The organism is Niastella populi (genome assembly GCF_002078015.1).
GTDB lineage: Bacteria > Bacteroidota > Bacteroidia > Chitinophagales > Chitinophagaceae > Niastella > Niastella populi.
In genome coordinates, this window is the sequence record NZ_LWBP01000004.1 from 1 (window position 1) to 13,529 (window position 13,529).

Consider the following 13,529-nt stretch of genomic DNA (forward strand, 5'->3'; position numbering starts at 1 on the left):
GATCTATTTTCGCCCAATCTTCCTCAGCAATACCCTTAATAATATCCATTTCCGCGTTTTCAGCATCAATTTTCAAAAGATCAATATGGTCAATCGCGTTCTCCCTGATCACCTGCGAAAGCGTCTTTAACCGGCAGGTATATTTTTTACTGGCTAAGCGATCCCTGAGCAATTCATCCATTTGCTCTTCAGTAAGTGATTTTACATCCTCGTTTTGCGTATTGTCAATGAACTTCTTAACCGAATCCTCAACACCATAATTTTCAGAATGTCTTCCTGACAATACAGTGGCATAAGGATAATAATCAAAAATCGCTTCCTCTTCCTTATCCGAAATTCCCACATTGAAAATGGCTACATTTCCCTTGTACAAGCCGATGTTTTTCTCCAACAAGCGATAGATGGGAGCAAGTGGTTCAAAAGAGTAAATTCTGGGATTTTCAAAGGTGAGCAATGAAAATATTGAAAACGCACCGACATTCGCTCCTACATCAATTATGCAGGCATCTTTTGGTATTACAACTCCATGTGAATAGTACGTTTTCAGTTCGAAAATTTCGGTGTAAAGCATTTCAACCTCGGCCTTATTACAGGAATACATACTCACACCATTGTTCATCTCATATAATGCCACGTCAAATTCCGTATCCTGTTTATTGGCATTTAGAATTTGATTAACGGTATAAGCTTTATTCTTACCTGGAACTACGTATGCAATCAGGCTTTTCTCACCGTGCTCGTTCTCTTTAGTGAGCACCGTGAAATTTTCAACACCAGGATGATTGGTTAACACACGCTCTATTTCACCCAGCTCTATGCGGTGCCCCCTGATCTTTACCTGGTCATCTTTCCTTCCTAAATACTCGATATTACCATCGGGCAGCCAGCGTCCTAAGTCGCCGCTGCGATAGAGACGCTCTCCTTCTACAAATGGATGGTCAATAAATTTCTCTGCCGTCAATTCCGGTTGATTGAGATAGCCCCGTGCCAAACCGGCTCCTCCGATGCAGATCTCTCCTGCTACCCCTTGAGGCGCTAACTGCTGCGCATTGTCTAAAATAAAAATCCTCAGTGTCGGAATAGCTTTACCAATTACACTGCTGCTGTTATCCAGGTGTTCGATGCCAATCTCCTGGTAGGTGACGTGTACAGTTGTTTCGGTGATGCCATACATATTCACCAGCCGGCAGTCCGGAAACTGTTCTTTCCAGGGTTTGATCTTGGCCGGATTCAGGGCTTCTCCACCAAAGATGACATAGCGTAATGGTAGTTGAACTACTTTGCCTGCCATACATTCCTGCAGGGTATAAAACGCCGAAGGTGTCTGGTTGAGCACCGTCACTTGTTGCTCCATCAATAACCCGGCAAAGGCGTTGACATCCCGGGCAATCATTTTGGGTATGATCACCAGCCGCCCTCCGTAGAACAGAGCTCCATACATTTCCCATACTGAAAAGTCAAAGCTGAATGAATGGAACAAAGTCCAGGTATCCCTTTCATTAAAATCATACAAGGGAGCGTCGTTGAAGAACAGCCGCACCACATTGTAGTGTTGGATCAAAACACCCTTTGGTTTGCCGGTGGAGCCGGAAGTGTAAATGATATAGGCCAGGTTGGTTGAACTAAGCTCAGTAGCAGGAGGCGTTGCAGGTTGTTGACCGATTTCCGGCCAATCCCTGTCAACCACTACCAGCAGTCCTTTATAATCCTCGGGTAAAGCTGTTTGAGTTTCAAGTGTATTCACCACGAGCTGCGCGGCTGTGTCAGCAAGTATATAACTGATGCGTTCCTGGGGATAAGCCGGATCAATGGGCACATAAGCGCCGCCTGCTTTGAGGATACCCAGGATACCTGTCAGCATCTCCACGCCCCGTTCCATACAAATGGGCACCAGTGTTTCTTCCCGCACGCCCTGTTCTCTCAGGTAATGAGCCAGCTGATTAGACTTCTCATTGAGCTCACGATAGGTAAGCCGGGTATCTCCAAAGACCAGCGCTATATTATCGGGCGTCTTTGCCGCTTGCTCTTCAAATAAATCAACGATTGTTTTATCTTTTGGATACGCCACCTCCGTATCATTGAAGGTGACCAGCAGTTGATGTTTCTCCTCTTCCGATAAGAAATTTATTTGTTCGATCTTCTCTTCAGGAGTTTCAAGCAGAGAGTTTAACAGTTGTTTGTAGTGCTTTATCAACCCTTCAATCATTGCCTTTTCATATACATCCTGGTTGAATAAAAACTCCAGCGACAGGTAATCGCCTACTTCCTGAACGATGACCTCTATATCAAATTTCGATGTGCAGTAACCCCGATCATATGTCTGGTTTAATTCCCCTTCTGATAACTCAACTCCTGCGATTTTTTCTCCATTATTCTGAAGGCTGAAGGCAATATCAAACACCGCGCTTCTGCCTGTATCCCGCCGAAGGTCCAGTTCTTCCACCAAACGGTCGAAAGGATACATCTGGTGACTGTAGTTATTTACCGTATCCGTTTTTATCCTGCGGTAGAAACCAGCAAAGCTTTCCTGCGGATTAACCTCGTTTCTTGAAGCCATCATGTTTACATAGAACCCGATCTGGTCTTCCAGATCAGCATGATCTCTGCCGGCTACCGCGGTACCTATGATGATATCTTTTTCAGAAGTGTAGCGGTACATCAGCACATTCCATGAGGCCAGTAAGCCCATGAACAGACTGCCGCCATTCTCCCGGATATATCCCTTCAGTTTAGCGGTTGTCGCTTTATCAACATAAGCAGCCAGGCACTGCCCGTTATAGGTTTTCACCTGTGGACGCTGTTTAGTACCCGGCAGGTCCAGCAATGGCAGCTCTCCTGAGAACTTGTGTAGCCAATATTGCCTATGCGCCTTAAATGCATCTCCGTTCAACTGCGCCAACTGCCACGCGGAATAGTCCTTGTACTGTATCCTCAATTCCGTTAACTGTGGCTCTTTGTCTGTCTTGTACGCTTCATAGTATTTGAATACATCTTTAGACAACACCTCCATTGACCACCCATCACTAATGATATGGTGCATGTTGAAGTAGAAGATATACTGCGCTTCTTCTATTTGGAGTAAGGCTGCCCGCAACAGCGGCCCTTTCGATAAATCAAATGCCCGGTTGGCATCTGCCGCGATCCAGGCTTCCGCTTTTTCTTTCTTGTCAACTTCCTTTCTATAATCCTGCCAGTCAACTGCAAAACCCAGGTCTTTTCTTTCCAATATCCATTGCCTGATCTCTCCCGGTTCGTCTTCCCTGAACACGGTTCTTAAAATCTCATGACGATCGATGGTGGAATCTATGGCACGCCTGAAGTTTTCAATGTCGATATCCTGGTTCAGGTAAATGCTTCCAGGTAAATTATAAGCTGCCGAACCGCCTTCAAACTGGCTCAATACCCACAACCTTCTTTGGCCATCGGAGATAGCATAACCTGCCTGGGGAATTACCTTTTCTATCTGAATAAACGCTTCTCTTTTTGAAGATGCTAACAGTACCGCGTGCGAGGCTACATTGGTATGGGCAAACAGCTCTTTTAAAGTCAGTTTAACCGCGAACACTTTTTGATACTCATTGCCCAGGCGAACAGCTTTTAAGCTATGGCCTCCCAATGCGAAAAAATCATCATTCACCCCAATATTTTCTTTTTCCAGCACTTCTTCCCAAATCCTTACCAGCCTTATTTCTAATTCATTTCGCGGAGCCGTATATTCTGCTCCGCCCATGAGCCCCAATCCTTCAGGATCTGGCAGGGACTTCTTGTTTACCTTGCCATTAGCCGTCAATGGCATTGCTTCCAATTGTACAAAGCAGGCCGGAAGCATATACGCGGGCAACAACTCTTTTAAATAAGCTCTTAAATCGTTTGTATTTTGCTCAACATTAGAAGTGATATAACCTACCAGCTCCTTCTCGCCTGCCTGGTTCTCTCTGGCAATAACTACGGCCTGGTTTATGGCTTCATGCTTTAATAACACATGCTCTATCTCGCCAAGCTCTATCCGGTAACCCCGGATCTTTACCTGGTCATCTTTTCTACCAATGAATTCGATGTTGCCATCAGACAGCCACCTGCCTAAATCTCCTGTTTTGTACAGCCGTTCACCTTCTTTAAACGGATTTGTTATGAATTTCTCTTTGGTTAGCGCTTCCTGATTTAAATAACCTCTGGCAACCTGATCTCCCCCAATTAAGATCTCTCCTAAAACGCCTTCGGGTTGAAGGACATTCTTTTCGTTTACTATATAAATACTTGTATTATCAACCGCTTTACCTATCAAAACTTCATGGCCCGCTGTTGGATGCCGGCTTAAATTTATAGCGGTCACATCTATCGACGCTTCCGTTGGGCCATAGTAATTATGCAAGCTCGAAAAAGGCGCCTTTTCTCTAAACGATGTTTCTATTCTTTTCGGTAAAGTTTCTCCACTGCATATTACATGACGTAAACCTTCCAGTCTATGCCACTTTATGGTACCCAACGCTACGCTTAACATGGAGGGAACGAAGTGGAGGATACTGATCTTTTGAGACGCTAACACCGTATCTAAATAGACCGGGTCTTTATGACCCTCCGGCTTTGCAAAAACCAGCTTACTGCCACAAATCAATGGAAGCAACAGCTCCCAAACCGAAACATCAAAAGTTACAGGCGTTTTTTGTAAGAATACATCTGCCGCTCCTACTTGTAAATCCCGCTTCATCCACAGCATCCTGTTTACAACACCGCTATGCTCAACCATTACCCCTTTAGGATTCCCTGTTGAACCTGAGGTGTAGATCACATAAATCAGATTATCTGATTTAGTTTTCGAGCCTGGCCTTTCAATGGAATATCGCTCCTGGCTTTCTTTGAACCTGCTTAGTTCAATTTCATCCAGGCATACTTTACAGTTGGTATCCTTTTCAATGTAGTCTATTCTTTCCTGAGGATAGTCCGGATCGATCGGAACATAAGCACCTCCCGATTTTAATACGCCGAGTATCGACACCATCATCCACTCACTGCGCTCTTGCCTAATGCCTATCAATTCATCTGGCTGGATATCATAATTATCTCTCAGGTAATGAGCCAGCTGATTAGACCGCTCATGAAGCTCCCGATAACTCAAGTGCGTATCCTCAAATACTACGGCTATATTCTCAGGCGTCTTTGCAGCCTGCTCTTCGAATAAATCAACGATTGTCTTGTCTTTCGGATAAGCTGCTGCTGTATCATTAAATGTGACCAACACTTCGTGCTTCTCCCGCTGAGTGAGGTAATCTATTTGTGAGATCTTCTCCTTTGGGGTTTGCAGCAACACCTGTAACAATTGCCTGTAATGACCTATCAGTCCTTCAACCATTGTCTTCTCATAGACATCCGTATTGAAGGTTATCTGAAGAGATAAGTAGTCTTCCTCTTCCTGAAAAGTGATTTCTATATCATATTTTGAAGCACGTATTCCCTGATCTGTGATCTGATCTGATGATTGTGAATTTAACTCAGCCACTTCGATCCTTTCCTTATTGTTTTGGAGGATGAGCATGACATCAAACACTGCACTTCTGCCTGTATCCCGCTGAAGGTCCAGTTCTTCCACCAACCGATCGAAAGGATACATCTGGTGGCTAAAGCTCTTTAAGGTATCCTCTTTTACAGCCTGGTAAAAACTGTCAAAGCTTTCTTCCGGATTAACCCCGCTTCTTAAAGCCATCATGTTTACATAGAATCCCATCTGATCTTCCAGATCGGCATGATCTCTGCCCGCTACCGGTGTTCCTATTATTATATCCCTCTGGGAAGTGTAGCGGTACATCAACACTTTCCAACTGGCCAGTAAGCCCATGAACAGACTGCCCCCTTTCTCCCGGATATATTCCTTCAGCTTAGCTGTTGTTGCTTTATCGAAATAAGTAGCTAAGGCCTGGCCGTTATAGGTCTTGATTTTTGGCCGCTGTTTGCTCGTCGGCAGATCCAGTAGTGGTAACTCCCCTGAGAGCTTGTTCAGCCAATATGCTCTATGTACTTTAAATGACTCCCCGTTCAACTGCTGCAGCTGCCATGCGGAATAGTCCTTGTACTGGATTCTTAATTCCTTTAAAGCTGACGCTTTGCCTGTCCTGTAAGCTTCATAGTAACTGAATACATCTTTAGACAATACTTCCACTGACCAGCCATCGCTGATGATATGATGCATATTGAAATAGAAGACGTATTCCTCTTCCGCTACCTGTAGTAAGGCTGCCCGCAGCAAGGGACCTTTCGATAAATCAAATGCCCGGTAAGCATCTGCCGCAATCCAGGCTTCCGCTTTTTCTTTCCTGTCAGCTTCTTTTCTAAAATCCTTGTACCCGATTGAAAATCCCAGCTCCTTCCTTTCAAGTATCCATTGTCTCAACGCTCCTGACTCATCTTCCCTGAAAACCGTTCTTAGTATCTCATGACGATCAATGGTGGCATCTATGGCACGCTTAAAGTTTTCGATCCCGATGCCGTGTTTCAGGTAAATACTTCCAGGCATGTTATGAGCTGCCGAACCTCCTTCAAACTGGCTCAATACCCATACCCTTCTTTGCCCATCGGAGACGGAATAACTTGCCTGTGGAGTTACTTTTCCTATCTGAACAAACTCCTCTTTTTTTGAAGATGCTATCAGTACCGCGTGCGAGGCTACGCTGGTATGGGCAAACAGCTCTTTTAAAGTCAGCTTAACCGATAACTCCTTCTGATACTCATTACTCAGGCGAATTGCTTTTAAGCTATGGCCGCCCAATGCGAAAAAGTCATCATTCACCCCAATGTTTTCCCTTTCCAGGATTGCTTCCCAGATCCTTACCAGCTTCGCTTCCAGCTCATTTCCCGGGGCTACATATTCTACACCGCCGGAGAGCCCCCAACCTTCAGGGTCAGGCAAGGACCTCTTGTCTATTTTGCCATTCGCTGTTAACGGCATCACTTCCGGTTGTACAAAGTAGGCCGGAACCATATACGATGGAAGTCTATCTTTTAAATAAGCCCTTAAATCATTTATGTTTTGCTCAATAGTGGAGGTGATATACGCTACCAGCTCTTTTTCTCCCGACTCATTCTCCCTGGCTATAACTACAGCTTGATTTATTTCTTTTTTCTGCTCTAAAGCGCGTGCTATTTCTCCGGGTTCTATTCTGTACCCCCGGATCTTGACCTGGTCGTCTTTTCTGCCGATAAACTCAATATTCCCATCTGCCAGCCACCTGCCTAAATCGCCTGTCTTGTACAGCCGCTCTCCTGCTTTAAACGGACTCGCGATGAACTTCTCCCGGGTGAGCGCTTCCTGGTTCAGGTAGCCCCGGGCAACCTGGTCTCCACCGATCAGGATCTCTCCGAAAACTCCTACCGGTTGTAAATTATTTCCTTCATTTACTATATAGATACATGTGTTGTCTACCGGTTTGCCTATGGGAACCTCATTACCCACAGTTGGATGCAGGCTTACATCTATAACGGTCACATCTATCGATGCTTCGGTTGGGCCGTAGTAATTATGTAAGCTTGCAAAAGCTGCCTTTTCCTTAAAGGATTCTTCGGTTCTTTTCGGTAAAGCCTCGCCACTGCATATTACGTGACGTAACCCTTCCAGCTTATCCCACTTTATAGTGTCCAGCGCTGCACTCAACATAGATGGAACAAAGTGGATGATACTGATTTTTTGAGTCTCTATTATCCTATCTAAATAGACCGGATCTTTATGCCCCTCCGGCTTTGCAAAAACCAGCTTACTGCCACAAACCAATGGAAGCAATAGCTCCCAAACCGAAACGTCAAAAGTTACAGGCGTTTTCTGTAAGAATACATCTGCCGCTCCTACTTGTAAATGCCGCTTCATCCACAGCATCCTGTTTACAACACCGCTATGCTCCACCATTACTCCTTTTGGTTTCCCGGTAGAACCCGAGGTGTAGATCACATAAATCAGATTATCTGGTTTAGTTTTCGAAGTTGTTTTTCCAGTGGAATAACGCTCCTGGTTTTTCCTGAACCTGACCAGCTCTTCCTCATTCAGGCATACCTTACAGTTAGTATCCTCTTTTATGTACGCTATCCTTTCCCGGGGATACTGCGGATCAATAGGAACATAAGCCCCTCCTGATTTTAACGCGCCCAGAATCGAGATGATCATCCACTCACTCCGCTCCTGTTTGATACCTATCAGATCATCGGGCCGGATGTCATAGATATCTCTTAAATAATGAGCCAGCTGATTGGATTTTTCATCAAGCTGGTGATAAGTCAGTTCTTTTTCACCAAATACTACCGCAATATGATCTGGCGTCTTTTTAACCTGCTCTTCGAACAGGTCTACGATCGTCTTATCTTTCGGATAAGCCAATGCTGTATCATTAAATGTGACCAGCAGTTGATGTTTCTCTTCCTCTGATAGGAACTCTATTTGCGAGATCTTCACTTCCGGAGTTTCAAGCAGCACATGTAACAGTTGCCTGTAATGCCCTATCAGCCCTTCAACCATGGCCTTCTCATAGACATCCGGGTTGAATATAAAGTTCAGGTGCATGTAATCACCGATCTCCCGGGCCGCAATCTCTATATCGAATTTCGATGTGCTATAACCCTTGTCCGTGATCTGGTTTAATTCTTCATCTGATAATTCAAACCTTTCTGATCTTTCGCCATTGTTCTGAAGAGTAAGCATTACATCAAACACCGCGCTCCTGCTTGTATCCCTTTGAAGACCCAGCTCTTCTACCAACCGGTCGAAGGGATACATCTGGTGACTATAGCTCCTTAGGGTATCATCCTTCAGCCTGCTGTAGAAACCGGCAAAGCTTTCTTCCGGATTAACTTCATTTCTTAGAGCCAGCGTGTTTACATAAAAACCGATCTGGCCTTCCAGGTCCGCGTGATCCCTGCCCGCTACCGGAGTACCAATGACAATATCCTTTTGAGATGTATAACGGTACATTAATACATTCCATGAAGCGAGTAATCCTATAAACAGACTACCCCCATTCTCCTGCGTATACCGTTTTAGCTTGACCGTTGTCGCCTTGTCAAGATAAGCGGTTAAGCTATGACCGTTATAGGTCTTCACCCGGGGCCGCTGTTTGCCAGCCGGCAGATCCAGCAATGGCAGTTCTCCTGAGAGCCTGTTCAGCCAATATTCCCTGTGTGCTTTAAATGTCTCAGCATTCAATTGCTCTGACTGCCATGCAGAATAATCCTTATACTGGATACTTAATTCAACTAACTCCGGTTCTTTGCCTGCCTTGTATGCTTCATAGTATCTGAATACATCTTTAGCCAATACCTCCATTGACCAGCCATCACTGATGATATGGTGGATATTGAAGTAGAAGATGTATTGCGCTTCTGCTACCTGTAGTATAGTTGCTCTGAGCAAAGGACCTTTGCCTAAATCAAATGCCCGGTAAGCATCTGCCGCCATCCAGACTTCCGCTTTTTCTTTTCCATTCTCCTCTTTTCTAAAGTCCTTATACGCTATGGAAAATCCTATCTCTTTCCTTTCAAGTATCCACTGCCTGATCTCTCCCGGTTGATCTTCCCTGAACACCGTTCTTAAAACCTCATGACGATCGATGGTGGAATCTATGGCGCGCCTGAAATTTTCAATATCAATGTCTTCATCCAGGTAAATACTTCCTGGTATGTTATATGCTGACGAACCGCCTTCAAACTGGCTCAATACCCATAGTCTACGTTGACCATCAGAGATCGGGTAACTTGCCTGTGGAGTCACCTTTTCTATCTGAACAAATTGCTCTTTTTGTGAAGAAGCTATCAGTACCGCGTGCGAGGCTACGCTGGGATGCGCGAACAACTCTTTTATCGACAGCTTAATCCCAAACTCTTTTTGATACTCATTGCTCAGGCGAACCGCTTTTAAGCTATGGCCTCCCAACGCGAAAAAGGCATCATTCATCCCGATATTATCTTTTTCCAACACTTCTTCCCAGATCTTAACCAGCTTTGCTTCCATCTCTGTTGCTGGAGCTACATATTCTACGCCGCTGGAGAGCCCCAGCCCTTCAGGGGCCGGCAGGAATTTCTTATCTATCTTACCATTAGCTGTTAATGGCATTGCTTCCAACTGTATAAAGTAGGCCGGAAGCATATACCCGGGCAAGGTCTGTTTTAAATAGTTCCTTAAATCACTTGCGTTTTGCTCAACCCGCGAAGTGAGATAAGCTACCAGCTCTTTTTCTCCTGACCCGTTTTCTTTGGCCTGCACTACGGCTTGCTTTATCTCTTCGTGATTTAATAACGCATGCTCTATTTCTCCCAGCTCGATCCGGTAACCCCTGATCTTTACCTGGTCGTCTTTTCTACCTATGAACGCTATATTTCCATCCGGCAGCCACCTGCCCAGATCACCTGTTTTGTAAACGCGTTCTCCTTCCCTGAACGGATTGGAGATGAACTTCTCTTTGGTCAGTTCATCTTTGTTCAAATAGCCCCTGGCCAAACCATCGCCCCCTATGCATATCTCGCCGGCTACTCCTGCAGGTTGAAGCTCTTCCTTTTCATTTAATATATATACCTGTGTATTGGCAATCGGGCATCCTACCAAGATAGCTTCCTTTTCAAAACCTATCTCCTTTACTATACATCCAACGGTCGATTCTGTTGGACCGTATTCATTAAAGATCCTTATGGCAGGATTCAGTTCTCTCAGTATCCGCACATGATCTTCTTCCAGTTTCTCTCCACCTACTATCGCTACCTGCACCTTGCTGCTTTCTAACCCAAGTTGCCCAAGCAAACTGATATGACCTGGCGTTAACTTGATACAACTTATTCCGCTCTCAAAATATTCTTTCAGGATTGCGGAAACATCTGACGTGCTCTTAAAAATAGTTAGCTCTCCACCACTGATCAGCGGCAGGCAGATACTTGTCACTGTGAGATCAAAGGATAAAGAAGTAAACAATCCAAAATTCAGCGGCGAGGAATCACTTGCATAATGTGATTGACCAAAGTTCAGGTAATTTGTCAACGACGCATGCTCCACCATTACTCCTTTAGGATACCCTGTGGAACCGGAAGTATAGATCACATAGGCAAGATGACCGGGTGCAGCTAATTTCGTTAGTGCTTCGGAATTATAATTATCCGGATCGAACTCCACATCGATGGCAAAAACTTCTCCATCATAATAATCAATATCGTAAATAAAATTGGCCTCCGTTATCAGCAGTTTTAAAGAGCTGTCTTTTACAATATACTCCTTTCGGGAAGAGGGGTATTCGGGATCGATCGGAACATAAGCCCCTCCCGCCTTTAATACACCCAGTATCGAAACGACCACCCACTCACTTCTCTCCAACTGTATTCCTACAATGTCATCTGGTTGAATGTCGTAGCTCGCTCTCAGGTAATGAGCCAGCTGATCAGACTTTTCATTAAGCTCTTTGTAGGTCAGTTGAGTATCCCCAAATACTACAGCTATATTATCAGGCGTCTTCGCAACCTGTTCTTCAAATAGGTCTGCTATCGTTTTATTTCTCTGATAAGCTACTGCCGTATCGTTAAATGTAAACAGCAGCTGATGCTTTTCTTCTTCCGATAAATAATCAATTGCCCTTAAAGATTGATCAGCATTTTGCGTGAACTCACTGATCAATTTATCAAAATGATTTACCAGGTGCTTTAACGATGCCTTGTCATAGCGGCTGGCATTGTACCTGATACTTATGTTCAATGAAACGGGCGTGGGCGCTATTAATATATTGAAATCATAGTTGCTTTGTCCAATGACTTCCATTGACTCTATGAACAATCCTTCTTCACCCCGGCTATTTAACGCCCCTTCATTTTCCAGTTCCTTTACAGCATAGTTCTCATAGATCATGATATGATTCATCAGGTGCATACCCAGTTCACTCTGGGACTGAACCTCCGACAGATTCATATAATGATGTGACGCGGTCCGGATCGATTGCTCATGCAGTGATTTTAACAACCCGACAATTGTATCGTCTCCATTGTATTGCACCCTTACCGGAATAGTGTTGCTGAACAGCCCGATCATTTCTTCCACTCCCGGTAAGTCGGCCGGACGACCTGATACCACCGCTCCAAACACCACGTCATTCGTGTTGTTATAGCGTGACAATAAGTAACCCCATACGCCTTGTAAAAAAGTATTATGGGTGATGCCTAAGCCACTGCACAGGGCATCTACTTTCCTGAACAGATCGCCACCTATCTGCAGATCTTCATGGGCTCTGGCATTGTTGGTATTTGTTGTTACCGCCCTGAATGGTATTTCCGCGGGTAACGAGTAGCCTTTAAGGTAATCTTTCCAGTAACCAAGTGAACGCTCCCTGTCGATGGCTTTTAACCAATTGATATAATCAGAATATGGCGTTACTGGCGGCAGATCTGCTGTACTGCCTTTCATTGCTGCGCTCAACAGCTCATTAAAGTCATTCATGAGCACACTCACGCACCAACCGTCCATCAGGATATGATGGTGACTCCAGATAAACTCATACGCTCCTGCCCCCAGATCAATCACATGCAGGCGCATCTGGGAACCGCTGCCCAGATCAAAGCCTCTTTCCCTGTCCTGCCGCCTGATCAGTGCTACCTGTGCCTCCCACCCTTCCTGCCTGTCAAGTTGCTGCCAGGTATAATTGCCCGGTATTTCTTTTCTTACTATCTGTAAAGATCTGCCGGCATATTCGCTAGTGAAACTGGTGCGCAAGACAGCATGTCTCGCTGTCAAAAGATCATAAGCCGCTTTTAACTTCTCTATATCCAGTGTTTTGGCCCGCACCGCCCAGGAGACCTGCTCAAAAAACACGGTACCGGAATCTTCCGCCAGCCAGTGATAATATATTCCTTCCTGGAGAGGAGATAATTCATATACATCTTCCAGTGTATTGTCTGAGTTTATTTTTGCGAGCTCTTGCTGGCTCAGTCCTTTGAAACTTAGATCCGAAGGAGTCAGGTAAGTAGTACCGGCCCTGGATAATGTTTCTATCAAAGACTGCAGGTTCTTCTTATAACTCTTCGCTATTTTTTTGATCGTTGCGGCGTTATACCTCCCCTTTGAATACCGGATCGACATACTCAGCTTTCCTTTTACCAGCATCCCCGATATCTCCAGTATCGTATCTATTCCATTTTCTTTTGATACATTTGATCCGATACCGCCTGGTGAATATGCAAATAATGAACCGGCATCATTGGATACATTCGCATCGAAGTCGCCCAGGTAATTAAAAGTGATCTGTGGAGTAAGTGTAGAGGCAAGCCCTCCCTCACTTAAGTGATTGAGAATACCATATCCAATGCCTTTATCCGGCACGCGTCGCAGATCTTCTTTTACATTTATTAAGCCCGCCGTTTGATTGGAAGCATTGGATACATCCAATACAAATGGATAAAGCGTGGTAAACCATCCTACTGTTCTGCTGATGTCTACCCCATCGATGATCTCCTCTCTGCCATGACCTTCTATCTTTACGACGACTTTATCCGTGGACAGAACTTCTTTCAGCGCAAGGCCAAGACCTGCC

The 13,529-nt window shown here is 44.8% G+C and carries 1 protein-coding gene; it reads right to left on the reverse strand.

The features are described 5' to 3' along the window. Nucleotides 1–13,529 (reverse strand): non-ribosomal peptide synthetase (locus tag A4R26_RS03740; protein WP_133054523.1); only part of this gene is annotated, 13,529 nt, incomplete at both ends.